This is a genomic window from Streptomyces sp. NPDC006326, assembly GCF_040612915.1.
Lineage (GTDB): Bacteria > Actinomycetota > Actinomycetes > Streptomycetales > Streptomycetaceae > Streptomyces.
On record NZ_JBEXRC010000018.1, the window covers coordinates 76,183 to 99,656 of the forward strand.

Consider the following 23,474-nt stretch of genomic DNA (forward strand, 5'->3'; position numbering starts at 1 on the left):
GCGCCGGCCACGAGCCCAGCGCGGGCCGGACCCACAGTGCGGACCACGGCCGCGACTTCGCCACCGGCCGGAACCCCCGCGGCGTCCACGAGCCCAGCGCGGGCCGGAACTCCAGCGCAGCCACCGACCCCAGTGTGGGTAAGAACCACAGGCCATGCGCACAGCAGCATGCCAGGAACGAACACAGAAGGCAGACCACCAGCCCACGCCAGCCACCAGCCAGCGCAGAGAAGCCCCGGCGTCGGCCGGAACCCCAGCGGGCGGGAAGCACAGCGCCGCCACGAACCCAGCGGGGGCCGGAACTCCAGCGCAGACCACGACTCCAGCGTGGGTACGCACCACAGCACAAGCCATGCGCCCAGCGCATGCCAGGAACGAACGCAGACAGCAGACCACGAATCCACGCCAGCCGCCGACCAGCGCAGACACGACACCACCGCCGGCCATCACCAGACGGCGGGCCAGGACCTGTGGCACGCCAGACCCCGGTGCCGGTCACCACAGGCTGCCGGGACCACACGGTCGGCCAGCACAATCCAGTCAGCCAGAACCCCAGGGCGGTCCAGAACCCGAGGGCGGTCCAGAGGCCCAAGGCGGTCCAGAATCCCAGCGCCAGCCGGGACCCCAGCGCGGGCCAGAACTACAGCGCCGACCACGAGCACAGCGCGGGCCAGAACCACACGCCCGGCCCACCACATAGCTCAGCGCAGCCCCGACACCACCGCTGCCCCAACCCCCACGCCGGCCCACCGCTGCCCCAGCCCCGCACGCCAGGCCGGCCCCACCGCTGCCCCCCACCCCCAGCCAGCCCCACCGCTGCCCCGCCCCCCACGTCGGCCAGCCCCCCGCCACCCGCGCCCCCGCCCCCACCGCTGCCCCCCACCGCTGCCCCCCCCCACCCGCCCCCGTCGGGCAGCATGGCCCCCATGTCCGCACTGACGCGCAACGAAGCGCAGATCCGAGCCCAGCTCCTCGACGTCCAGCACTACGCCGTCACCCTCGACCTCACCCGCGACGGCGACACCTTCGACTCCACCACCGTCATCCGGTTCACAACCCGAACCGCCGCGGACACCGCCGTCCCCGCGGACACCGCCGTCCCCGCGGCCACCGCCGTCCCCGCGGCCACCGCCGACCCCGCGGCCACCGTGGACACCTTCGTGGAGCTCAAACCGGACGAACTGCGCTCCGCCGAACTCGACGGCCACCCCCTCGACCCGGCCGCCCTCACCGGCAACCGCCTCCCGCTCACCGGACTGACCGCAGGCCCCCACGAACTGCGCCTCGACACCCGCATGCGCTACTCCCGCACCGGCGAAGGCCTGCACCGCTTCACCGACCCCGCCGACGGCGAGACGTACGTCTACACCCAGATGTTCCTCGACGACATCCAGCGGGTCTTCCCGGCCTTCGACCAGCCCGACCTCAAGGCCGTCTTCGAGTTCACCGTCACCGCCCCCGCCCACTGGACCGTCCTCGCCAACGGCACCACCGAACGCATCGGCACCCGCGACCGCGACGGCGCCGGCATCTGGAAGTCCGCCCCCACCCCCCGCATCTCCACCTACCTCGCCGCCGTCGCCGCCGGCCCCTGGCACAGCGTCCGCACCGAACACGCCGGCCTCCCCTTCGGCATCCACTGCCGCCGGTCCCTCGCCGCCCACCTCGACGCCGACGCCGAGGAAATCCTCTCCCTCACCACCGCCTGCTACGACCGCTACCACGAGAAGTTCTCCGAGCCCTACCCCTTCGACTCCTACGACCAGGCCTTCGTCCCCGAATTCAACGCGGGCGCCATGGAGAACCCCGGCCTCGTCACCTTCCGCGACGAATTCGTCTTCCGCTCCGCCGTCACCGACACCGAACGCCAGCGCCGCGCCATGGTCATCGCCCACGAAATGGCCCACATGTGGTTCGGCGACCTCGTCACCCTGCGCTGGTGGGACGACATCTGGCTCAACGAGTCCTTCGCCGAATACATGGGCTACCAGACCCTCGTCGAAGCCACCCGCTTCACCGGCACCTGGACCGAATTCGGCATGGAACGCAAACCCTGGGGCTACGACGCCGACCAGCGCCCCTCCACCCACCCCGTCGCCCCCGACGCCGTACCCGACACCGCCGGCGCCCTCCTCAACTTCGACGGCATCTCCTACGCCAAGGGCGCCTCCGCCCTGCGCCAACTCGTCGCCTGGCTCGGCGAAAAGGACTTCCTCGCCGGCATCAACACCCACTTCACCCGCCACAAATTCGCCAACGCCTCCCTCGCCGACTTCGTCGACTCCCTCGCCGCCCACACCGACCGCGACGTCCACGCCTGGGCCGACATCTGGCTGCGCACCACCGGCGCCGACACCCTCACCCCCCGCATCGAGGAGACCACCGAAGGCCCCGCCGGCTGGACCCTCACCATCGACCGCCAGGGCACCCGCCCCCACACCATCGCCGCCGGCCTCTACGACCGCGACCCCGGCCAAGGCCTCGAACTGCGCGAACTCCTCGCCCTCGACGTCCCCACCGACGAGGTCATCTCCGTCAGCGGCCCCCGCCCCGCCCTCCTCGTCCTCAACGACGGCGACCTCACCTACGCCAAGATCCGCCTCGACGCCACCTCCGTCGAAACCGCCCTCGCCGCCCTCGGAGACATCCCCGACCCCCTCACCCGCGCCGTCGTCTGGACCTCCCTGCGCGACATGGTCCGCGACGGCGAACTCGCAGCCGACACCTACCTCGCCACCGCCGCCGCCCACCTGCCCACGGAGGACGACCTCGCCATCGTCCAAGGCGTACTGGCCTTCGCCCGCCACCAGATCAGCGACGGCTACCTCACCCCCGAACACCGCACCGACGCCCTCACCACCCTCACCACCATCGCCCGCGCCCTCCTGCGCCGCACCGAAGACGGCTCACACCCCGGCCTGCGCCTCGCCGCCGTACGCGCCCTCATCGACAGCGCCACCCAGCCCGACACCATCGCCGCCTGGCTCGCCGACGACACCGTCCCCGGCGGCCCCGACATCGACCCCGAGCTGCGCTGGCGCATCCTCGCCCGCCTCGCCGTCCTCGGCGCCGTGGGGGAGGACGAGATCACCGCCGCCCTCGCCGCCGACCCCAGCGCCACCGGCGAGGAAGGCGCCGCCCACTGCCGCGCCGCCCTCCCCACCCCCGAGGCCAAAGCCGCCGCCTGGGAACGCCTCTTCCACGACGACTCCCTGTCCAACTACCTCTTCCGCGCCACCGCCCAAGGCTTCTGGCAGCCCGAACAGGCCGACCTCGTACGCGAGTACGTACCGCGCTACTACACCGAAGCCGTCTCCCTCGGCGCCCGCCGCGGACCCGCCATCGCCGAAGCCGCAGGCCGCTGGGCCTTCCCCGGCCACGCCGTGGACGAGGACCACCTGAACACCGGACGCGCCTGCCTCGCCGAAGCCGACATCGTCCCCTCCCTGCGCCGCAAGCTCGTCGACCAGCTCGACGACCTCGCCCGCGCCCTGCGCATCCGCACCGCCTGACCCCGCCCCCCGGACCCGGCCCGCCCCACCAGCGGGCCGGCCACCCCGGCACCCCCACAGCAGGCACCGGCCACCCCGGCGCTCCCACGGGGAACGCCGGCTTCCCCGGCAGCCGCCCTACAAGCGCCGGCCACCCCGGCACCCCCCAGCAGGCACCGGGCACCCCGGCACCCCACAGGAAACGCCGGCCACCCCGCCCCCCACCCACACCCACGGCAAGAACCCCGAACGGGCAAACCCCGGCGGTTACCCCATTCGGGTCTGGTCGTTGTACCGGTCGGGCCCGCACTGCCACCGCAGCAGCGCCCACCGCCGGGCACCGCACGACGGGGCCGGCCCCCCAGCCGACCCGTTCCCGTGAGGACACCCATGACAGCGCCGCCGCCCGCACCCCTGCCCCCGCTCGCCGGCGGCACAGCCGGTGCCGACGCCCTGCGCCCCCTCCTCGACACCGTCCTCGACGCCCTCCACACCGGAGCCCGGGCCCGCGGCGGCCCCCTCCCCGCCGGCGGCCCCGACACCGTCACCGCCCGCGTCACCGCCGCACTCGGCGACCTGCTGCCCGACCACGGCACCGGCGACCACGAAGCCCTGCGCACCCTCGTCCACACCCTCGCCGCAGGCGCCGCCGACCCCGCCGACCCCCTCTGCGCCGCCCACCTCCACGGCCCGCCCCTCGCCGTCGCCGCCGCAGCCGACCTCGCCGCGAGCGCCCTCAACCCCTCCCTCGACTCCTGGGACCAAGCCCCCGCAGCCTCAGCCCTCGAAGCCCTCCTCACCGCCACCCTCGCCGCCGAGTTCTACGACACCCCCCACCCCGACGCCCTCATCACCACCGGCGGCACCGAAGCCAACCAGCTCGCCCTCCTCCTCGCCCGCGAACGCCACGGCCCCACCCTCACCGTCCTGCACGGAGCCAACGCCCACCACTCCATCCCCCGCGCCGCCTGGCTCCTCGGCCTGCCCCCCACCACCACCCTGCCCACCCCCACCGGCACCCTCGACCCCGCCCGCCTCACCGAGGCCCTCGCCACCACCCCCGGCCCCACCCTCGTCACCGCCACCGCCGGCACCACCGACGCCGGACTCATCGACCCCCTCGACGCCCTCGCCGACCTCTGCGCCCACCACGGCGCCGACCTCCACATCGACGCCGCCTACGGCGGACTGCTCGCCCTCAGCCCCCGCCACCGCCCCGCCCTCAACGGCCTGCAACGCGCTCAATCGATCACCATCGACCTGCACAAACTCGGATGGCAACCCGTCGCCGCCGGCCTCCTCGCCGTCCGCGACACCACCCTCCTCGCCCCCCTCGCCCACCAGGCCGACTACCTCAACGCCCCCGACGACACCGAAGCAGGCCTGCCCGACCTCCTCGGCCGCTCCCTGCGCACCACCCGCCGCCCCGACGCCCTCAAAATCGCCACCACCCTGCGCGCACTCGGCCGCGACGGACTCGCCCACCTCATCGACCGCACCTGCGCACTCGCCCACCACCTCGCAGGACTCCTCGAAGCACACCCCCGCTTCGAACTCCACGCACCACCCACCATCAGCACCGTCCTCTTCCGCCCCACCCCCACTCCCACCACCTCCACCCCCGACGCCCCCACCCCCGACGCCCCCACCCCCGGCGACGACCACCACCTCGCCGCCCTCCGCCGCACCCTGCTCCACACCGGCACCGCCGTCCTCGGCCGCGCCACCGCCGACGGCCGCCTCTGGCTCAAGGCAACCCTCCTCAACCCCCACACCACCCCACAGGACCTGGACACCCTCGTCACCCTCCTGGAAGGCAGCACCCACCGATGACCGCCCAGCACGATGCACCCCACGACCTCGTCGGAATCGGCATCGGCCCCGCCAACCTGTCCCTCGCCGCCCTCGCCCACGGCCTCCCCCACCAAGGAGCCGGCGAACTCGCCACCGCCTTCTACGACCAGCGCCGCGACTTCCGCTGGCACCCCGGACTCCTCATCGAGGGCACCACCCTCCAAGTCCCCTACCTCGCCGACCTCGTCACCCTCGCCGACCCCTCCAGCCCCTGGACCTTCCTCAACTACCTCCGGCACAAGGAACGGCTCTTCCCCTTCTACTTCGCCGAGCAGTTCCACATCCAGCGCGCCGAATACGACGCCTACTGCCGCTGGGTCGCCGAACGCCTCCCCGGCCTCCACTTCGGCCACCAAGTCGACGCCGTCCGCTGGAACCCCGAACACGACCTCTTCGAAGTCGACTACACCCAACTCGACGACAACGGCGAAGCCGAAGCCCTCGGCCGCACCTACACCCGCAACCTCGCCCTCGGCATCGGCACCGCCCCCCACATCCCCGAGCCCCTGCGCCCCCTCGTCGACGCCCCCACCGTCCCCGTCATCCACTCCGCCGACTACCTCGACCACCGCGACCGCATCCTCGGCGCCGAACACGTCACCGTCATCGGATCAGGCCAGTCCGGCGCCGAGGTCTTCCTCGACCTGCTGCGCGCCCGCCCCGCCGGCCGCGAACGCATCAGCTGGCTCGCCCGCACCCCCTCCTTCGCCCCCATGGAGTACTCCAAACTCGGCCTCGAACACTTCACCCCCGACTACACCCGCTACTTCCACTCCCTGCCCGAACCCGTCCGCGACCAGCTCGTCCCCGCCCAATGGCAACTGCACAAAGGCATCGACGCCGCCACCATCAGCGCCATCCACGACGAGCTCTACCGCCGCACCCTCCACGGAGGCTGGCCCGACACCGTCCTCACCCCCGGAGTCAGCGTCCGCACCGCAGGCCGCGTCGCCACCACCAAAGTCGAGCTGCACCTCGAACACACCGAGCAGGGCGCCCGCTCCCGCCTCACCACCGACGCCGTCGTCCTCGCCACCGGCTACAAGGAGCGCCCCCTCACCAGCCTCCTCGCCGGCCTCGACCCGTACCTGCGCAAGGACTCCTCCGGACGCCCCCGCATCGACGAACAGCACCGCATGATCCTCGACCCCGGCGTCACCGGCAGCGTCTTCGTCCAGAACGGCGAACGCCACACCCACGGCGTCGGAGCCCCCGACCTCGGCCTCGCCGCCTGGCGCAGCGCCGGCATCCTCAACACCCTCACCGGCAAGGAGCCCTACCCCCAGCCGGCACGCACCGCGTTCACCACCTTCGGCCTGGACCAGCGCGAACCCAGCCGCCCCCGGCCCACCGTCTCCCTGCTGCCCCTCGTCGACCAGCCCTAGCACGGCGAAGGGCGGGCACCCTCACGGGTGCCCGCCCAGGGGCTGCTGCCGTCTGTCAGAGACCAGCCCATCGTGCCCCGGTGATCAGAAGGGCAGCGGGAACGGCAGCGGGAACGGAAGCGGCGGCAGCGGGATCGGCAGCTTCGGCAGCGGCGGCAGCGGGATCGGCAGCTTCGGCAGCTTCGGAACCGGCGGCAGCGGGATCGGCAGCTTCGGGACCGGCGGCACCGGCAGCGGCAGCTTCGGGACCGGCGGCACCGGCAGCGGCAGCTTCGGGACCGGCGGCACCGGCAGCGGCAGCTTCGGCAGCGGGAACTTGGGCAGCGGGATCGGAGGCTTCGGCACCGGGATCTTCGGGAACGGCACCGGGATCTTCGGGATCGGGAACTTCGGGATCGGCGGCAGCGGAATCGGAAGCTTGGGCGGTACGGGCACCGGCACCTTGGGCACCGGGATCGGGATCTTCGGCGGCACCGGACCCGGAGGCAGCGGCACGGGAAGCTTCGGCGGCACCGGACCCGGAGGCAGCGGCACCGGAAGCTTCGGAGGCGCCGGAACCTTCGGCATCGGCGACGAGGGATGCTTGCCCTTCCCCTGACCGTCCTTCTTCCCCTTCTTCCCGTTCTTCCCGTTCTTGTTCTCCTTCCACTTGTCCTTCTTCTTGTTTTCTTTGTGGTTGTTCCCGCTGTGTTTCTCACCGGTCAGATTGGCCTGACTGACCGCCGCGGTCGGGTCGGGCTCCGCGGCAAATGCGGCAGCCGGCAGCACCGCTCCGGCCGCCAAGGCGGTCGTCGTCGTCAGCATCACGAAGCGCCTGGTCAGGGACGTCTTGAGCATGGAACTCTCCTTGTGCGTGGGTAGGGGATCCACAGCACCGGCGCTCTGTCGGCCGGTACCGGTGAATTCCACGGACCGCATTGGCCCGTACCCCAGGAAAGCGCGGACCGGACAAGGAGGACACGTCCCGGAATTTCGGGGCTTGACAAAAGAAAAAGGGCCCGGTCCCATGGACCGAGCCCTTTTACGACCGGACTAGAACACCGGAACACCGGCCCGCGTGAGCCGCCAGTCCACCGAGGCGAACTGCGCCGGATCGATCGTCCCCTTGGCCTTCACCCACTGGATGATCGTGTTACGGATCTCCTCCGAGTTCGACCACAGCTGCTTCGCCTGCGGCACGTGCGGGAAGTTCCCGCCACCCGAAGCCCGGTAATTGTTCACCGCCAGCACGAACTGCGCCGCAGGATCCACCGCCTTCCCCTGGAAGGACAGACCCGAGATCCGCGAACCGACCGGCTGCGCGATGTCGATCTCGTATGCCAGGCCGTACACCGCGTCGTAGTTGTAATCCGGCGTACCCTCCGCATTCGTCAGCTTCGCCGGATCCACCACCTCACCCGGAGCCGTCCGCACGTAGTACCGCGCCGAGTACTCCAGGTAGTCCTTCACCTGCGCACCCGTCAGCAGACGCGCCTCCATCGTGTTCTCGAACGGATACAGACCCGCCGCATCCTTGATCGTCACCTGGCCCGCCGGAATCGACGCCGTCCGCGAGAAACACGACGCCTGCGACAGCACCGGCAGCGCCGCCCACTCCGTCCCCGCCAGCGCCCCCTTCACCGTCTCCGCCTGCACATGGTTGATCAGGTCGATGATCGGCACGTCCTTGACCGGACCCTCCGCCGAAGACATCGCCTGCACCGACGTCCCGATCACCTGGTTGACGTACGCCACCACCTTGCGGTGCTCGTCCGACAGCAGCGACACGATCTTCGGGTCCTCGGCCGCCGTATTCGAGTTCAGCACCCGCGCCGACACCTTCGCCACCGACCAGCAGCCCTTCGACCAGGTCAGCTCGAAATCGAACAGCGTCAGCCGCTGCCCCCACTTCAGCGGTTCCGACAACACCACGTCCTTGCCGGTCGCCTTGTTCTTCACCCGGTACTCCGGGATCTCCGTGTGCGCGTGCCCCACCAGGACCGCGTCGATCCCCGGCACCTGCTCCGCCACCAGAGCCGCCGCATTCTCGATGTACGGCAGCTGGTCCCCGTAACTCGACGTACCACTCGAACCCGAATGCGCCGACACGATCACCACGTCCGCACCCATCGAGCGCAGCTTCGGCACGTACTTCGCCGCCTGCTCCTCAAGACCCGGGAACGTCATCTTCCCCTGCACGTTCGCCTTGTCCCAGATGGCGATCCCCGGGTTCGTCAGCCCCAGCACCGCCACCTTCACATCCCGCCCGTGCGGGGTCCGCAGCCGGTGCATGCTGTACGGAGGGAACGCCGGCCGGAGCGTCTTCGCATCCAGCGCGTTCGCCCCCAGCAGCGGAAAATCGCACTGCTCCTCGAACTTGCGCAGCACCGGAATCCCGTAATTGAACTCGTGATTGCCCAGCGCCGCAGCGTCATAGCCGATCGCATTCATCGCCTGCGCCATCGGATGCACCGGACCACGCCGGGCCGTGATCGGATCGACCTTCGCGTAGTAGTACGACAACTGCGTGCCCTGGATGGTGTCACCCGCATCGATCAGCAGCGTGTTGCACCGCCCCTTCTCCGCGCGGACCTGGTTCACCAACGTGGAGATCTTCGCCAGACCCACGTCGTTGTGCGCCTTGTCGTCGAACTCCTTGTCCGTGAAATAGTCCCAGTTGAAGACATTCCCGTGCAGATCGGTCGTCCCCATCACCGTGAACGCGTACGTCCGCGGCGCAGCGGCCGCCGAAGCCGCCGAAGCCGCCGAACCGGCCTCGGCCGCGGCGGCCGGGGAGCTCGTGGCCCCCGCCAACGCCACAGCCGCACCCGTCGCAGCCGAAGTACCCAAGAACGTCCTGCGGTCGAACGCCATGCCATCTCCCCTTTTGAGGCGTGAACAACGCGCGTAGATTCTGACCGATCGGTAACAAGCAGCAACACCCCTGCAAGGTTTCGATCCGATGACCACACCCCCGCACACCACAGTGCGACAGTGAAACCATGACCCAGGACGCATCGCACCAGCCCTACGGCACCCCCGAAGTACCCCGCGTCGCCGTCCGCGGCGAAGCCCGCCTCGAAGTCGACCCCGAGATCGCCCGCATCGGCATCACCGTCAGCGCCCGCGGCACCGACCGACGCACCGCCCTCGACGACCTCACCCGCCGCAACAACGCCGTCCTCGACCTCGTCAAGAGCTACGGAAACCCCGTCGAAAAACTCGAAACCGGCGCCTTCTCCATCACCCCCGAACTCACCCGCCACGGCCGCGCCGAACGCGTCCGCGCCTACCAAGGCCGCGTCCACATCACCGCCGAACTCAGCGACTTCACCGCCCTCGGCGAACTCACCACCCGCCTCGCCGACCTCGAACTCACCAGCATCGACGGCCCCTGGTGGGCCCTGCGCCCCACCTCACCCGCCCACGGCGAGGCCCGCCGCCAAGCCGTACTCGAAGCCGTCCAGCGCGCACGCGAATACGCCGCCGCCCTCGGCGCCCGCCTCGCCGCCCTCGTCGAACTCGCCGACCTCGGCGCCGAGAACGCCACCCCCTTCAACGCCGCCCCCGCCGGCGTCATGCGCACCATGGCCTACGGCGGAACCGACGAGACCACCGCCCCGCCCCTCGACCTCGAACCCCAGCGCCAGACCGTCTACGCCCAGGTGAACGCCCGCTTCACCATGACCCCGCCAGAGCTCTGACACACCCCCGGGGGTGCTCATCAGAGCACCCCCACGCACATTCAACAATTGTCAACAAGCTTTTGCCCAAAGGTTGTTGAGCAGACACCCGGAACCAATTTCCTACTGCCTGGTAGGGGCATACGCTCGCCCCATGCGACGAGCAAAAATCGTATGTACCCTCGGTCCCGCCACCGACTCATACGACCAGATCAAAGCCCTGGTCGAAGCCGGAATGGACATCGCCCGCCTCAACCTCAGCCACGGCACCTACGCCGAACACGAGGAGCGCTACCAGCGCGTACGCAAAGCCTCCGACGAAACCGGCCACAGCGTCGGCATCCTCGCCGACCTTCAAGGCCCGAAGATCCGACTCGGCCGCTTCACCGAAGGACCCGTACTCCTTGAACGCGGCGACGAATTCACCATCACCGTCGAAGACATCGAAGGCGACCGCCACACCTGCGGCACCACCTACAAAGGACTCGCCCACGACGTCACCACCGGCGAACGCATCCTCGTCGACGACGGCCGCGTCACCCTCCAAGTCACCAACGTCGACGGACCCCGCGTCAACTGCCTCGTCATCGAAGGCGGCATGGTCTCCGACCACAAAGGACTCAACCTCCCCGGCGTAGCCGTCTCCGTCCCCGCCCTCTCCGACAAGGACAAAGAAGACCTCCGCTGGGCCCTGCGCACCGGCGCCGACGTCATCGCCCTCTCCTTCGTCCGCAGCGGCAACGACATCGACGACGTCCACCGCATCATGGACGAAGAAGGCCGCCGCCTCCCTGTCATCGCCAAGATCGAAAAACCCCAAGCCGTCGAAAACATCGACGACATCGTCGCCGCCTTCGACGGCATCATGGTCGCCCGCGGCGACCTCGGCGTCGAAATGCCCCTCGAACACGTCCCCATCGTCCAAAAGCGCGCCGTCAAACTCGCCAAGCGCAACGCCAAACCCGTCATCGTCGCCACCCAAATGCTCGACTCGATGATCGACAACTCCCGACCCACCCGCGCCGAAGCCTCAGACGTCGCCAACGCCATCATCGACGGCACCGACGCCGTCATGCTCTCCGGCGAAACCAGCGTCGGCAAATACCCCGTCGACACCGTCAAAACCATGTCCCGCATCGTCGAAGCCGCCGAAGAAGACATCCTCGCCAAGGGCCTGCCACCCCTCACCGACCGCAACAAACCCCGCACCCAAGGCGGAGCCGTCGCCCGCGCAGCCGCAGAAATGGGCGACTTCCTCGGCGCCAAATTCCTCGTCGCCTTCACCCAGAGCGGAGACACCGCCCGCCGACTCTCCCGCTACCGCTCACCCATCCCCCTCCTCGCCTTCACCCCCGACCCCGCCACCCGCTCCCAACTCAACCTCACCTGGGGCGTCGAAACCTTCCTCGGACCCCACGTCGACTCAACCGACGCCATGGTCGCCCAAGTCGAAGAAGAACTCCTGCGCATCGGCCGCTGCCTCCCCGGCGACATCGTCGTCATCACCGCCGGCTCACCCCCCGGCGTCACCGGCTCCACCAACCTCGTACGCGTCCACCACATCGGCGACGCCGTCCGCTGACCCCCCACCACCCACCGCGTCGGGCCCGTCCCACCCGACGCGGGGCCCCCCCCCACGAACCCTTGACCTCAACCAAACCTGAGGTCCTACGGTCACCCCCATGACCACCCCCACCTACACCCAAGCCCAACTCGCCGCCCAACCCATCGGCTACTGGACCCGCGAAGCCGCCCGCCTCGTCACCGACGGCCTCCGCACCGCCCTCGCCGAAGAACACCTCACCCAACCCCACTGGTGGATCCTCAACCACATCGCAGCCACCCCCGGCCACTGGCAACGCACCACCCTCACCCAAAAACTCGCCCCCTACGACGACCAGAACACCGACTTCACCACCGTCTACGACGACCTCACCACCCGAGGCTGGCTCACCGAAACCAACGCCACCCTCACCCTCACCCCAGCAGGCGAAGCCGGCCGCCTCCGCGCCCACGACCGCAACGCCAAAGTCCACACCCGCATGCGCCAAGGCATCGACGACGCCGCCTACGCCCACACCATCAACACCCTGCGCCACCTCGTCGCCAACCTCGGCGGCAACGGCAACCTCCCCGACTAGGACCCGCCCGGCCGGTCATGCGGCACGGGTCTGCACCCTCCGCTGGGAACATAGGGTGTCGGACATGGACATGAGAACGCTGATCGAAGACCTGGTGGGAGAAGCCGAAGGGCTCATCCGAGATCACGTGTGGGTCCTGACACCCCGCCATCGCACGGTCCTCGCGAAGGCCGCCGCCGACCTGCACGCCGCCGTCGGCGCTCCCCAGGCCCAGGAGGCGCTGCCCGTACTCGACCGCCTGGAACACCTGCGGGAAGCACTCGCCGCTGTGGCCATCGCTCTTGCCCACGTCCACGGGCATACAGCCTGGTTCCTCGGCGCAGCCGCCACCGCTCTCACCCCCGTCCTCCACTGGCGCGCCCTGCCCGCCGGAGACAGCCACACCTTCGGCGCCGTCGCACCGACCCCTCAGCAGTACGCGGAAGCCGAGGACGCAGTCCGCCGGCTCCAGAGCGCCCTCGCCTGCATCGCCTCCGCCTGAGACCCGGCGGAACAGCACGACCGCCCCCGGACCGGCCATATGGCCGTGTTCCATGGGTTGCGTGATCGCCCGGACAAGTCCTGGGGCCTGCCCGGCCGACCACGTGCCCGCTCCCTACCCGAGACATGACAGCGGCGGGGGTCGGGTGGAGCGACACCGGCAAGATCGGCCGACGAGTGCCCCTTGCCGGGTCATCAACACCGACCCCATCCTGGTCAGCGAACCGGCAGCAGTGCCTCATGGGGGGACATGTGACAACCGGAAGCGACAGGACCCAGCGCATGCGGAAGGTGCGCATGGGCTTGGCGTACGGCCTACTGGCACTCGCCCTGCCGGGGCTGATCGTTTCCACACCGTTCGTGCTGGCCCTCTTGGCCCCGGCGAGCCCCGACTGGGGCAAACTCAGTGACATCAGCCAGACCTACGGGGCCGTGTCCGTCGTGCTCTCGGCCCTCGCTCTGGCCGGTGTCGCCCTCTCGCTCCTCTACCAGGTACGGATGGCGCGCACGAGCAGTGAGCAGGCCATCAGGGAGAGCCATCTCCAACTCGCCGCACTCGCGCTGAGGGACCCGGCCCTGCTCCAGGCGTGGTCACCGCCCGCGGCACCCGTCAGCTTGAAGCGGCATCAGCAGCATCTGATCACGTCGCTCGCTCTCGGAGAGCTGCTACAGCGCTTCCGCATCGGCCACCTGTCCGTCGAGAAACTCGCGGTGAAACTCGACGGGCATTTTCGCGGTGAGATCGCACGCGAACAGTGGGAGCGCGAGGGGGCCGGGTGGCGCCGCACCATGGAGGCCGGTGATCGCCGCGACCGTGCGTTCGTACGCCTGGTGGACGAACGCCATCGGGCTGCTACGGCGGCGGGGCCGGCGGCCCCTCTCCTGGAATTTCAAGATCGGCCGGACCGGCCCGAGAACCCCGCCCTCAGCCCGCCAGCCGCAACACCCAGCGACGCGCCGGGTCCGAGTCACAGGTGAACTGCACCAGCCGCACGTTGTTCTCCGTCGAACGCCCGCCGGCCCGCGTCGCGCACTTGCCGGTCTGCTCGTTGCCGTTCTGGAGCGCCGCCCCCGAACGCTTCGGCGCCGCACCGGCCGCCGAAGGAGCGGGCAGCATCAGCACGCCGCCCGCCACGAGAACCGTCGCCGCCGTCAGAAAACGGCGTGTCTGAGTGTGAGCGCGCGTGGGGGTGCTCCTCAACGGTGGCTCCGGCTAGTACTTCGGTCCGATGTGGGTGTCCATGAGGGCGACGGACGCTTTGCGGGCGATGGAGACGTTGAGTAGAGCACTACCCCTGGCCAGGACCGTCCACTCGACCCCGACCTTGGTGAGCGTGTCCGTACAGAGCTTCCGGATGTCGTCTGACTTGTTGGTGAAGAAGTACCGCGGGTACTCGTAGCGCTTGCCGTTCCGCACCGTCCAGTTGGTGATCCGGCACCCGTCGGAGTGGATGAGCCCTCGGATGAAGTCCCAGGGGTGAGCGTCGACGATGTCCTGTTGCCATTCTTGGAGGCTGATCCGCCGCTCGTGCTTCTTGCCCGGCCCGTGTTGCGGGAACATGCAGGTCCAGTGCCGCCCATAGCTGGTGACGGCTACGCAGCCCTGGCGCTGCAACACGTAGACCTTGTCTTGTGGGCGCACGGCAGTGATGGCTGTGCGGCACTCCTCGATGAGCCCCGGCCAGGCGTCCGCGCAGGCGATGCGGAGGAGATGCCCTCCACGGGGGTGGGGGCTGATGCAGCCGTCACCGAGATAGAGACCCAGCAGGTACGCGTAGGAGGCCCTGTCAGTGGGTGCTGTGCACGGGAGGGCCTGGGGGAGCAGGCGCGGGAGGGGTTCCACGCGGGACTGCCACGCGCGGATCGCGGAGCGGGATATCCCGGTTTCCTTGCTGACGGAGTTCAGACTGCGCCCGTGGGCGAGCAAGTCCAGAACGTGTCGGCGGGTGGCCATGTCGTACATGCGGTCGACGCTGCCGGGCGGAATTCGCTCACGCTGCGCATTTCGGCGCCGTTCGCTGGTACGAGTGAAGGTCACGCGATTATCGCGTGACCTTGGAAAGTAAGGAAAAGTGCCCCGGGTCGGACTCGAACCGACACTGAATGGGTTTTGAATCCATCGCCTGCTGCCAATTGGGCTACCGGGGCCCAGTGAATCGAAGGTTGCCTCCGACCCGCTGCGAGTCCACCATACCGTAGCTAGGTAGGCTCGTGGCAGCTTGTTATGCCCCGTAAAGAGGAGCCATCCGTGACCGCCGAGCACGAGTCGACGCCCACGCCCGACGCCGACCAGTCGCACGTTCCGCCGCTGACGACCCGCGTCGTCATCGCCGAGGACGAGGCGCTCATCCGTCTCGACCTGAAAGAGATGCTCGAAGAAGAGGGCTACTCCGTGGTCGGCGAGGCCGGGGACGGGCAGACCGCCGTCGAGCTGGCCCGGGAGCACCGGCCCGACCTGGTGATCCTCGATGTGAAGATGCCCGTCCTGGACGGTATCTCCGCGGCCGAGAAGATCGCGGAGGAGTCCATCGCGCCGGTGCTCATGCTCACCGCGTTCTCGCAGCGCGACCTGGTCGAGCGGGCGCGGGACGCCGGGGCCATGGCGTACCTCGTGAAGCCGTTCAGCAAGAGCGACGTCGTGCCGGCCATCGAGATGGCCGTGTCGCGCTTCGCGGAGCTGCGGGCGCTGGAGAAGGAGGTCGCCGACCTCTCGCAGCGGCTGGAGACGCGCAAGCTGGTGGACCGGGCCAAGAGCATCCTGCAGACGCAGTACGGGCTGACGGAGCCGGCCGCGTTCCGGTGGATCCAGAAGACCTCCATGGACCGTCGTATGTCCATGCAGCAGGTCGCCGAGGCGGTCATCGAGGACGCCGAGGAGAAGAAGAACGCCGCGCAGTAGCGGCAGGTGTGTACGCGTGAGGCCCGCCACCGGATCCGGTGGCGGGCCTCACGCGTGTGCGGGTGGCGGGGGTGTCAGTCCTCGCCGAGGTAGGCCTTGCGGACGTCCTCGTTGTGCAGGAGCTCCTGGCCCGTGCCCGACAGGACGATCTTGCCGATCTCCATCACGTGGGCCTGGTCGGCCAGGGAGAGGGCGGCCTGGGCGTTCTGCTCGACGAGCAGGATCGTGGTGCCGGTCGCCTTGAGTTCGGCGATGGTGGCCATGATCTTCTGCATCATCAGCGGGGAGAGGCCCATGGAGGGCTCGTCCAGCATGAGCAGCTTGGGCTGGGACATGAGCGCGCGGCCCATGGCGAGCATCTGCTGCTCACCGCCCGAGAGGGTGCCGGCGGCCTGCTTGCGGCGTTCGCCCAGGATGGGGAACATCTCGTAGGCGCGCTGGATGTCCTTCTCGATGCCGTCCTTGTCGGTGCGCAGGAAGGCGCCGAGCTGGAGGTTTTCGGCGATCGTCAGCCGGGGGAAGATGTGGCGTCCCTCGGGGGAGTGGGCGAGGCCCAGGGAGACGATCTTGTGGGCGGGGACGCTGGCCAGGGGCTTGCCGTCGAAGGTGATGGTGCCGCCTGCGGGCTTGAGGAGCCCGGAGAGGGTGCGCAGGGTGGTGGTCTTGCCGGCGCCGTTGGTGCCGACGAGGCAGACGATTTCGCCTTCGTTGACTTCGAAGGAGATGCCCTTGACGGCTTCGATCTTGCCGTAGGCGACCTTGAGGTCTTCGACCTTGAGCAGTGCGGTCATTTGGCCTCTCCGTCCTTGCTGGTGGTGCTGGTGGTGCCGGTGGTGCTGTCGGCGTCCGCGTCCGCGTCGGGAGCGTCGGCCTCGGCGTCCGCGTCGGGGGCGTCGGCCTCGGCGTCCGCGTCCGGGGCGTCGGCCTCGGGCTCGGCCTCAGCGTCGGCCTCGGCCTCCGTCTCGGCCTCCGGCTCCGCCGCGGCGGCGGCGTCGGCGGCCGCGTGTTCCTCGGCGGCTTCGACTTCGGCGACTTCGGCTGCGCCGGGGTCGCCTTCGAAGGGTTCGCCGAGGTAGGCGGCGATGACGCGCTCGTCGCCCTGGACTTCGGCTGCGGTGCCTTCGATGAGCTTCTCGCCCTGGACGAGGCAGGCGACGCGGTCGCAGAGGTTGAAGATGAAGCGCATGTCGTGCTCGATGACGAGGACGGCGATGCCCATGTCGCGGATGGCGAAGATGAGTTCTTCGGCAGCGCGGGTTTCCTGGGGGTTCATGCCGGCGGTGGGCTCGTCGAGGAGCAGGAGGCCGGGGTCGCTGGCGAGGGCGCGGGCGATTTCGAGCTTGCGCTGTTCGCCGTAGGGGAGGTTCTTCGCCAGGTGCTGGGCTTTGTGCTCCAGGCCGATGAATTCCAGGAGTTCCATGGCGCGGGCTTCGCTGGCGGCTTCGGCCTTCTTGAAGCCGGGGCCGCGCAGGAGGGCCGACCAGAGGCCTTCCTTGGTGCGGGTGTGGCGTCCGACGAGGACGTTCTCCAGGACGGTCATGTTGGAGAAGAGTCGGATGTTCTGGAAGGTGCGGGCGATGCCGGCCTTGGTGACGAGGTGGGGCTTGGGCGGCAGGACGGTGCCCTTGTAGCTGACGGTGCCCTCGGTGGGGACGTACAGCCCGGTGAGGCAGTTGAAGAAGGTGGTCTTGCCGGCGCCGTTGGGGCCGATGAGGCCGACGATTTCGCCTGCGTTGACCTTGAGGTCGACGGAGCGGACGGCGGTGAGGCCGCCGAAGCGCATGGTGACGCCGCTGGCTTCGAGGACGGTTTCCGCGGCCGGGGTGGCGGCGGGGGTGGTGGTGTTGTCGGTGGTGGTCGTCATGGTGTTCACGCACCAGCCTTGGCGGTGGCCAGGTCCGTGGGGGCCTGGTCAGCGGTGTCGTCGTGGTACTCCAGCTGCGCGCGCTTGTTGGCGATGAGGCCTTCGGGGCGGAAGCGCATGAGGATGATGAGGGCGATGCCGAAGCCGAGGAGCTGGTAGTCCTGGAGGAAGGACAGCTTGGCGGGGATGAGGAAGAGGAGTGCGGCGCCGAGGATGGGGCCGCGGATGGTTCCCATGCCGCCGAGGATGACGGCGGCGAGGAGGAACGCGCTGTTCGGGGGCACGGGGCCGGCGAACTGGTACATCTCGGGGACCACGGTGTGCTGGACGTGGGCCTGTACGGTGCCGGCGAGGCCGGCGAGGGTGGCGCCGAGGGCGAAGGCGATGAGCTTGACGCGGAAGCCGTTGATGCCCATGGCGGTGGCGGCGGTTTCGTCTTCGCGGATGGCGACCCAGGCGCGGCCGATGCGGCTGCTGCCTGCGCGGCTGAAGACGACGACCACGAGGACCATCGCGAGCAGCATGAGCAGGTAGTAGTTGGCGTAGGCGCCGAGTTCGATGCCGGCGACGGTGTGGGCTTCGCCGAAGTTCCACCCGAAGATTTCGAGGTCGGGGATGTTGGTGATGCCGTTGGGCCCGTTGGTGATCTTGGGTCCGGAGACGCCGTCGAGGTTGCCCATGGCGATGCGGAAGATTTCTCCGAAGCCGAGGGTGACGATGGCGAGGTAGTCGCCGCGCAGGCGGAGGGTGGGGGCGCCGATGATGACGCCGAAGACCAGGGAGGCGAGTGCGCCGGTGAGGACTGCGGCCCAGAAGGGGAAGTGGACGTGGAAGGCGCTGGAGGCGCTTCCGGAGACGAGGGCCGCGGTGTAGGCGCCGACGCCGAGGAAGGCGACGTAGCCGAGGTCGAGGAGGCCGGCGAGGCCGACGACGACGTTGAGGCCGAGGGCGACGGTCGCGAAGATCAGGATGTTGACCGCGATCAGCGTGTAGGTGTCGCCGCCCTGCTGGGTGAGGGGGAAGGCGATGGCTGCGACGAAGGCGGAGATGACCGTGATCTGGCGGTTGTTCGCGGTGATGTCGGTCAGGCGCTGGGTGAGCCCGGACTTCATGATCGCGAAGGACGCGAACGCGACGAGGATGAGGTACGCGGTGAAGAGCTGCGGTTCCTTGTCGTCGGTGTCGATTCCGAAGGTGACCACGTAGAGGCCGACGGCGAAGACGGCGACGATGATCAGGATTTCGGCCCAGGAGGACAGCTTCTTGGCGGGGGCTGCCTTGCGGGTGTCGTCGGGGAGCTTGTAGGCGGCGAGGGCCGGGATGAGGGCTCCGACGACGGCGACGTAGGCGCCGGGTTCGAGGTGGACGAATCCGCCGAGGACCCAGGCGATGGCGACGACCGTGTAGAGGGTGGTCGCGAAGGTGCCGAGGGCGAGGATCCACAGTGCCTTGCGTGCGCCGGCGGGGGTGAGCCAGCCGAGGCCCTTGATGCCGAGGGCGGAGAGCGCGTGCAGGGCGGTGAGGACGGCGCCGGCCAGGGTGAGGAGCTGGAGCTGGGCGGGGTTGCCGTTGATGGTGAGGTTGCCCGGGAACTGGGTGGTCCAGGTCCAGGCGAGGAAGGTGCTGACGACGGCGAGGAGGCTGCCGCCGACGATGGCGTAGAGCAGGGCGGTGCGGGAGGGGGCACCGCTGGCTTCGGCGTCGAGCGGGAGGGTGGCTTCGTTGGTCATGGTTGTCACGCCCTATCCGCGACGCGCTGGCCGAGGAGGCCTTGTGGCCGTACGAGGAGGACGACGATGAGGAGTACGAAGGCCCAGACGTTGGACCAGGCTCCGCCGCCGAGCTGCTGCATGCCGGGGATGTCTTCGATGTAGGCGATCGAGAGGGCTTCGGCGAGGCCGAGGACGACGCCGCCGACCATGGCGCCGTAGATGTTGCCGATGCCGCCGAGGACGGCTGCGGTGAAGGCCTTGAGGCCGAGGATGAAGCCCATTTCGAAGTTGATCTGGCCCTTGTCGACGCCGTAGGCGACGGCGGCGACGGCGGCGAACGCGGCACCGATGGCGAAGGCCATGACGATGATGCGGTCGGTGTTGATGCCCATCAGCTTGGCGGTGTCGGGGTCCTGTGCGGTGGCCTGCATGGCGCGGCCGCTGCGGCTCTTCTGGACGAAGATGCCGAGGACGAGCATGCAGAGGGGCGCGAGGATCAGGACGAAGGCGTCCGAGCGCTGGATGGAGAGGCTGTCGGTGATCTTGAAGGCTTCGCCGGTGAACTCGGGGAAGCTGACGGCCTTCTTGGCGTCGGGGTAGAAGCCCCAGACGAGCTGCTGGAGGACGATCGACAGGCCGATCGCGGTGATGAGGGGGGCGAGCCGGGGGGCGTTGCGCAGGGGGCGGTAGGCGAACCGCTCTGCGGCGGTGGCGACGGCTACGGAGGCGATCGCGCCACCGATGATCATGAGCGGTATCGCCACCAGCAGGGAGGTTCCGCTCGGGAGAGCGGTGTAGGTGGTGACGGCGCCGAAGCCGCCGATCATGAAGATCTCGCCGTGGGCGAAGTTGATGAGCTGGACGATGCCGTAGACCATGGTGTACCCGATGGCGATGAGGCCGTAAAGGGCACCGAGGGCAAGGCCGTTGGCCAGCTGTTGCGGCAGTTCGTGCACCGCAGGGCCTCCGATGAGCGTGTCGGATATGAGTCCGCGCGAGGGCGCTGTTTGCGCCCTCGCGCGGCGTGGTTCATTTGGTGATCAGACGCTGCGTGACCAGGTGCAGCGTGGCGTGCGGGTCGTGAGCGACTTGGGGACTACTGGTTGAAGGTGTCGCTCTTGACGTCGATCCACTTGCCGCCCTCGACCTTGTAGACCGTGAGCTGCTTGTTGGTGGTGTCGCCGAACTCGTCGAAGGCGACCTTGCCGGTGACGCCGTCGAAGGAGACCTTGCCGAGGGCCTCGACGACCTTGGCGCGGGCGTCGGTGGGGAGCTTGCCGCCGTTGGCGGCGACGACGGCCTTGACGGCCTGGATGACGGACCAGCCGGCGTCGTAGGAGTAGCCGCCGTAGGCCGCGTAGGGGTCCTTGTAGCCGCCGGCCTGGTAGTCGGCGATGAAGGTCTTGGCGGTGGGCAGCTTCTCGACGGGGTAGCCGATGGAGGTGGAGAGGTCGCCCTCGTTGGCTTCGCCGGAGGCGGTGATGAAGGCGGGGTCCTGGATGCCGTCGCCGCCCATGAGCGGGATGTTGGCGCCGGTCTTCTTGACCTGGTCGGCGAGGAGGCCGCCCTCGGGGTACTGGCCGCCGAAGTAGACGGAGTCGGCGCCGGAGGACTTGACCTTGTCGGCGGTGGAGGAGAAGTCGGTCTCCTTCACGGTGACGTGGTCGGTGCCGACGACCTCGCCGCCGAGCTTCTTGAACTCGTCGGAGAAGATCGCGGCGAGGCCGGCGCCGTAGGTCTGCTTGTCGTCGACGACGAAGACCTTCTTCTTGCCGGCGTCCTTGAAGAGGTACTGGGCGGCGAACTTGCCCTGGACGACGTCGGTGGCGGCGGTGCGGAAGTAGGTCTTGAAGGGGCGCTTGGGCTCGCCCTTGCCCCAGTTGTCGCCCTGGCTGAGCGAGGGGTTGGTGTTGGCGGGGGAGACCTGCGCCAGGTTGGCGGCGGCGAAGACGCCCTGCATGGACTGGGCGACGCCGGAGTTGAGGGGGCCGACGACGCCGATGACGTCCTTGTTGCCGACGAGCTTGGTGGCGTTGGCCTGACCGGAGGCCGGGACGGCCTGGTCGTCGAGGGCCTCGACCTTGAATTCGATGCCGGGGACCTCGTTGTTCTTGTTGGCCGTCTTGGCCGCGAGGTCGACGGAGTTCTTGATTCCCTGGCCGAGCGCGGAGAGCGATCCGGTGAGGGGGGCGTCCACGCCGATGACGACGACGGTCTTGGAGCCGTCGGCCTTGTCTCCGGTCTTCGCCTCGTCGCGCGATCCGCATGCGGTGAGGGTCAGTGCTCCCGTGGTGATCACGGTGGTGAGGACGAGCAGAGAACGGTGTCGCACGATTCTTCCTTTCCCTGGCGCGGCCCCCTCATATGAGGTGCCGTTGGGTCGCCGGGCCGCACTGGGATGTCCACGGCCGTGCTGGTCGCGCCCTGCGGCGCGGTGACTGGCCGTGACTCTAGGCCGAGGGGGCGAGTGCGGGGAGCGGGGAAAGGAGGATGTGACTGTCTTGTTATGCCAAGGCCAAGAATGCGTGGTGGGAGTGTGGACAGATCGGGCGTTTGGATACTTCGGAGATCGTCCGCATGGTGAGAATTACCCGCTCCTCTAAGGGGCTTGAGGGCCTCATGGTCCTGTCATTGATCGACGGTGGCGGAATGTTGCTGACCGTGTCCGAAAGAATCCGGCGGGTGCTATTGGGGCGGGGAAAAAGGGGATTCTGTAGGGCGTGAGCATTACTGACGGTAATGAGCGACCTTGATCCACTTGGCCTGAACGGATCAGGCGCGCCGGGGCGGAAGGGTGCTCGACCTGCGGGTTGGCCGTGCGCGGCCGGGTGACCGGAAGCCGGACAGCGGACGCGGGATTCCGGTCACGCGCCCGGGCTCGGCGGGCGCCAGTTCTCGGAACTCCAGGTGGCTCCGTTCTGCTCGGCGCAGCGCTGCGCCACGAACCGGTCGATCAGCTCAAGTGCCTTGTCCCGCCCGGCAGTTCGCTCCTCGGCGCGGCCGGCTGCGACGGCGTCCTCGTGGATCGCGTACTGCGCGTTGGACAGGCCCTTCTGCTCCCAGTCCAGACCGGACCAGGTGCTGCCCTTGAGGGTCTCCTTCGCCCAGTACGAGACCAGACTTGTGCAGATCTGTGCCGGTGAGGAAGGGCTCACTGCGGGTGTTGTCGGGTGCTGTGGTGCAGGTGGGGCGGTGGTGGAGCAACCGGACAGGAGGAGGGCCGCCAGGAGGGCGGCGGCGCCGTACCGGGCCGCGGTGCATGGCTGGATCCCCATGAGGGGAAGGTAGGCCGTCACCTTCGGTGACACAACAGGGGTCGGCGTGATGGGCGCGGACTGGCGGATTCCGGGCGGGTGGGGGGCCTGTGGGGAGGGGGTCGGGGCGGGGCGGCGGCCGGGAAGACCGCAGGCCCGTACCTGCCCCGGCGGGGGGCGGGCACGGGCCTGTGCGGGCGCGGGCCGGGTGGTGCGGCGCGGCGGCGGTGCGGTGCGGCGGCGAGCCGGGTCAGCCTTCGGCGGCCGGGTTCGCGTCGCGCAGCAGGCAGGTCAGGCGGGCGGTGCAGACCCGGCGGTCCTGCTCGTCGCTGATCACGACCTCGTAGGTGGCGGTGGAGCGGCCGCGGTGGACGGGGGTGGCGACGCCGGTGACCGTGCCGGAGCGCACCCCGCGGTGGTGGGTGCAGTTCAGGTCCACGCCGACGGCGATCTTGTTGATGCCGCCGTGCATCATCGCGCCGACCGAGCCGAGGGTTTCGGCCAGGACCGCGGAGGCGCCGCCGTGCAGGAGTCCGTACGGCTGGGTGTTGCCCTTGACCGGCATGGTGGCCACGACCCGCTCTGCGGAGGCTTCCAGGATGCGGATGTCCATCCGCTCACCGAGGTCGCCGGCGGAGAAGAGGGCGGGCAGGTCGATGCCCAGGGCCGCGTACTCGTCGAGGACTTCCTGCGGGAACTTCACAGCGTGCTGCTCGCCCATGGCCGGGCTCC

General features: G+C 69.3%; 19 protein-coding genes and 1 tRNA gene. 9 read left to right on the forward strand and 11 right to left on the reverse strand.

Annotated elements, in window-relative coordinates; translation table 11 throughout:
• Nucleotides 1-926: 926 nt before the first annotated feature.
• The 3 genes from pepN to ABZ128_RS16530 all read left to right on the forward strand — a co-directional run bounded on the left by pepN (nt 927) and on the right by ABZ128_RS16530 (nt 6,730).
• Nucleotides 927-3,512: an aminopeptidase N gene (pepN, locus tag ABZ128_RS16520; RefSeq protein ID WP_356848988.1), complete on the forward strand. Its 2,586-nt coding sequence runs from the start codon at nt 927-929 to the stop codon at nt 3,510-3,512.
• A gap of 369 nt (nt 3,513-3,881) precedes the next feature.
• Entirely contained in the window at nt 3,882-5,324 is a 1,443-nt protein-coding gene (locus ABZ128_RS16525) for an aminotransferase class V-fold PLP-dependent enzyme (RefSeq protein ID WP_356848990.1), read from the forward strand.
• A complete protein-coding gene (locus ABZ128_RS16530) occupies nt 5,321-6,730 on the forward strand; it encodes a SidA/IucD/PvdA family monooxygenase (protein WP_356848991.1) in 1,410 nt (469 codons plus the stop codon). Before ABZ128_RS16525 ends, ABZ128_RS16530 begins: the two co-directional genes overlap by 4 nt.
• Nucleotides 6,731-6,814: 84 nt before the next feature.
• On the opposite strand, the gene ABZ128_RS16535 is transcribed toward ABZ128_RS16530, so the two are convergent.
• Together ABZ128_RS16535 and ABZ128_RS16540 are read right to left on the reverse strand one after the other, a co-directional pair.
• Complete coding sequence (locus tag ABZ128_RS16535; RefSeq protein WP_356848993.1) at nt 6,815-7,567, reverse strand: hypothetical protein; 753 nt, start codon at nt 7,565-7,567, stop codon at nt 6,815-6,817.
• A 195-nt stretch (nt 7,568-7,762) separates the two neighbouring features.
• A complete protein-coding gene (locus ABZ128_RS16540; RefSeq protein WP_356848994.1) occupies nt 7,763-9,583 on the reverse strand; it encodes a 5'-nucleotidase C-terminal domain-containing protein in 1,821 nt (606 codons plus the stop codon).
• Nucleotides 9,584-9,711: 128 nt separating this feature from the next.
• Here ABZ128_RS16540 and ABZ128_RS16545 point away from each other — a divergent pair, with 128 nt between their 5' ends.
• From ABZ128_RS16545 to ABZ128_RS16565, 5 genes are all read left to right on the forward strand, one after another.
• Nucleotides 9,712-10,413, forward strand: coding sequence for an SIMPL domain-containing protein (locus ABZ128_RS16545; protein ID WP_356848996.1), 702 nt, complete (start codon nt 9,712-9,714; stop codon nt 10,411-10,413).
• Nucleotides 10,414-10,546: 133 nt separating this feature from the next.
• Entirely contained in the window at nt 10,547-11,974 is a 1,428-nt protein-coding gene (gene pyk, locus ABZ128_RS16550; protein ID WP_356848997.1) for a pyruvate kinase, read from the forward strand.
• A 100-nt stretch (nt 11,975-12,074) separates the two neighbouring features.
• Nucleotides 12,075-12,533, forward strand: coding sequence for a MarR family transcriptional regulator (locus ABZ128_RS16555; protein ID WP_356848999.1), 459 nt, complete (start codon nt 12,075-12,077; stop codon nt 12,531-12,533).
• Nucleotides 12,534-12,597: 64 nt separating this feature from the next.
• Complete coding sequence (locus tag ABZ128_RS16560) at nt 12,598-13,014, forward strand: hypothetical protein (RefSeq protein ID WP_356849000.1); 417 nt, start codon at nt 12,598-12,600, stop codon at nt 13,012-13,014.
• Between the two features lie 281 nt (nt 13,015-13,295).
• A complete protein-coding gene (locus ABZ128_RS16565; protein WP_356849001.1) occupies nt 13,296-13,991 on the forward strand; it encodes a DUF6082 family protein in 696 nt (231 codons plus the stop codon).
• Between the two features lie 235 nt (nt 13,992-14,226).
• Here ABZ128_RS16565 and ABZ128_RS16570 read toward each other — a convergent pair whose 3' ends face one another.
• Both ABZ128_RS16570 and ABZ128_RS16575 read right to left on the reverse strand, forming a co-directional pair.
• Nucleotides 14,227-14,976, reverse strand: coding sequence for a helix-turn-helix domain-containing protein (locus ABZ128_RS16570; protein ID WP_356849073.1), 750 nt, complete (start codon nt 14,974-14,976; stop codon nt 14,227-14,229).
• 110 nt (nt 14,977-15,086) lie between these two features.
• Nucleotides 15,087-15,161: transfer RNA gene (locus ABZ128_RS16575), tRNA-Leu, on the reverse strand.
• A gap of 76 nt (nt 15,162-15,237) precedes the next feature.
• On the opposite strand from ABZ128_RS16575, the gene ABZ128_RS16580 reads away from it, so the two are divergent.
• Complete coding sequence (locus tag ABZ128_RS16580; RefSeq protein ID WP_356849002.1) at nt 15,238-15,912, forward strand: response regulator; 675 nt, start codon at nt 15,238-15,240, stop codon at nt 15,910-15,912.
• A 74-nt stretch (nt 15,913-15,986) separates the two neighbouring features.
• Here ABZ128_RS16580 and ABZ128_RS16585 read toward each other — a convergent pair whose 3' ends face one another.
• The 7 genes from ABZ128_RS16585 to ABZ128_RS16615 all read right to left on the reverse strand — a co-directional run bounded on the left by ABZ128_RS16585 (nt 15,987) and on the right by ABZ128_RS16615 (nt 23,463).
• On the reverse strand, nt 15,987-16,703 hold the full coding sequence (locus ABZ128_RS16585) for an ABC transporter ATP-binding protein (protein WP_356849003.1): 717 nt from the start codon (nt 16,701-16,703) through the stop codon (nt 15,987-15,989).
• A complete protein-coding gene (locus tag ABZ128_RS16590) occupies nt 16,700-17,776 on the reverse strand; it encodes an ABC transporter ATP-binding protein (protein WP_356849074.1) in 1,077 nt (358 codons plus the stop codon). The genes ABZ128_RS16585 and ABZ128_RS16590 overlap by 4 nt, the downstream gene beginning before the upstream one ends.
• Nucleotides 17,777-17,781: 5 nt before the next feature.
• Nucleotides 17,782-19,506 carry a branched-chain amino acid ABC transporter permease gene (locus ABZ128_RS16595; RefSeq protein ID WP_356849004.1) on the reverse strand — a complete coding sequence of 575 codons (1,725 nt, stop codon included), beginning with the start codon at nt 19,504-19,506 and terminating at the stop codon, nt 17,782-17,784.
• Nucleotides 19,507-19,511: 5 nt separating this feature from the next.
• Nucleotides 19,512-20,444 (reverse strand): branched-chain amino acid ABC transporter permease, encoded by a 933-nt coding sequence (locus ABZ128_RS16600; RefSeq protein WP_356849005.1) that lies wholly within the window; start codon nt 20,442-20,444, stop codon nt 19,512-19,514.
• Nucleotides 20,445-20,584: 140 nt separating this feature from the next.
• Nucleotides 20,585-21,820: a branched-chain amino acid ABC transporter substrate-binding protein gene (locus ABZ128_RS16605; protein WP_356849006.1), complete on the reverse strand. Its 1,236-nt coding sequence runs from the start codon at nt 21,818-21,820 to the stop codon at nt 20,585-20,587.
• Between the two features lie 532 nt (nt 21,821-22,352).
• Nucleotides 22,353-22,763 (reverse strand): hypothetical protein, encoded by a 411-nt coding sequence (locus tag ABZ128_RS16610; protein ID WP_356849008.1) that lies wholly within the window; start codon nt 22,761-22,763, stop codon nt 22,353-22,355.
• Nucleotides 22,764-22,992: 229 nt separating this feature from the next.
• A complete protein-coding gene (locus tag ABZ128_RS16615; protein ID WP_356849009.1) occupies nt 22,993-23,463 on the reverse strand; it encodes a hotdog fold thioesterase in 471 nt (156 codons plus the stop codon).
• Between the last annotated feature and the right edge of the window lie 11 nt (nt 23,464-23,474).

Excerpts from the sequence above, each read along its gene's own strand:
- pepN (WP_356848988.1), top strand. The coding sequence starts at position 927 with ATGTCCGCACTGACGCGCAACGAAGCGCAGATCCGAGCCCAGCTCCTC.
- ABZ128_RS16525 (WP_356848990.1), top strand. The coding sequence starts at position 3,882 with ATGACAGCGCCGCCGCCCGCACCCCTGCCCCCGCTCGCCGGCGGCACA.
- ABZ128_RS16530 (WP_356848991.1), top strand. The coding sequence starts at position 5,321 with ATGACCGCCCAGCACGATGCACCCCACGACCTCGTCGGAATCGGCATC.
- ABZ128_RS16535 (WP_356848993.1), bottom strand. The coding sequence starts at position 7,567 with ATGCTCAAGACGTCCCTGACCAGGCGCTTCGTGATGCTGACGACGACG.
- ABZ128_RS16540 (WP_356848994.1), bottom strand. The coding sequence starts at position 9,583 with ATGGCGTTCGACCGCAGGACGTTCTTGGGTACTTCGGCTGCGACGGGT.
- ABZ128_RS16545 (WP_356848996.1), top strand. The coding sequence starts at position 9,712 with ATGACCCAGGACGCATCGCACCAGCCCTACGGCACCCCCGAAGTACCC.
- pyk (WP_356848997.1), top strand. The coding sequence starts at position 10,547 with ATGCGACGAGCAAAAATCGTATGTACCCTCGGTCCCGCCACCGACTCA.
- ABZ128_RS16555 (WP_356848999.1), top strand. The coding sequence starts at position 12,075 with ATGACCACCCCCACCTACACCCAAGCCCAACTCGCCGCCCAACCCATC.
- ABZ128_RS16560 (WP_356849000.1), top strand. The coding sequence starts at position 12,598 with ATGGACATGAGAACGCTGATCGAAGACCTGGTGGGAGAAGCCGAAGGG.
- ABZ128_RS16565 (WP_356849001.1), top strand. The coding sequence starts at position 13,296 with ATGCGGAAGGTGCGCATGGGCTTGGCGTACGGCCTACTGGCACTCGCC.
- ABZ128_RS16570 (WP_356849073.1), bottom strand. The coding sequence starts at position 14,976 with ATGTACGACATGGCCACCCGCCGACACGTTCTGGACTTGCTCGCCCAC.
- ABZ128_RS16580 (WP_356849002.1), top strand. The coding sequence starts at position 15,238 with ATGCCCCGTAAAGAGGAGCCATCCGTGACCGCCGAGCACGAGTCGACG.
- ABZ128_RS16585 (WP_356849003.1), bottom strand. The coding sequence starts at position 16,703 with ATGACCGCACTGCTCAAGGTCGAAGACCTCAAGGTCGCCTACGGCAAG.
- ABZ128_RS16590 (WP_356849074.1), bottom strand. The coding sequence starts at position 17,776 with ATGACGACCACCACCGACAACACCACCACCCCCGCCGCCACCCCGGCC.
- ABZ128_RS16595 (WP_356849004.1), bottom strand. The coding sequence starts at position 19,506 with ATGACCAACGAAGCCACCCTCCCGCTCGACGCCGAAGCCAGCGGTGCC.
- ABZ128_RS16610 (WP_356849008.1), bottom strand. The coding sequence starts at position 22,763 with ATGGGGATCCAGCCATGCACCGCGGCCCGGTACGGCGCCGCCGCCCTC.
- ABZ128_RS16615 (WP_356849009.1), bottom strand. The coding sequence starts at position 23,463 with ATGGGCGAGCAGCACGCTGTGAAGTTCCCGCAGGAAGTCCTCGACGAG.